Genomic DNA, 293 nt, shown 5'->3' with positions numbered 1-293 from the left:
ACCCGTGATAAAGGACATGCTCGTCGCTTGATGGCCATCTTGCTGTTACATGAAGGACGCACGATCACCGATGTTCATCACCTTACCGGCGCTGCGCGCTCGACCATCGGTCGTTGGCTTCGGTGGTATCGAGATGAAGGCATAGATGCGCTAGAAGCCTTACCGGCTGGCCGTGCCCCAGTCTTACCTATCGCCAAGATTGTCACCCTACTGGTGCTGCTCATGCAGTTTTCTCCGCAAGATTTTGGTTATCAGCGCAGCCGTTGGTGTACTGAACTATTGGCTATAAAAAT

1 protein-coding gene is annotated in these 293 nt (G+C 52.6%); it reads left to right on the top strand.

Annotated elements, in window-relative coordinates; translation table 11 throughout:
- Nucleotides 1–293 (top strand): helix-turn-helix domain-containing protein (locus J9889_RS24790; protein WP_210558365.1); only part of this gene is annotated, 293 nt, incomplete at both ends.

It is taken from the genome of Aeromonas sp. PrichA-15 (genome assembly GCF_017939245.1).
In the GTDB taxonomy this organism is placed as follows: domain Bacteria; phylum Pseudomonadota; class Gammaproteobacteria; order Enterobacterales; family Aeromonadaceae; genus Aeromonas; species Aeromonas caviae.
This window is presented reverse-complemented; position numbering and strand designations above follow the sequence as displayed.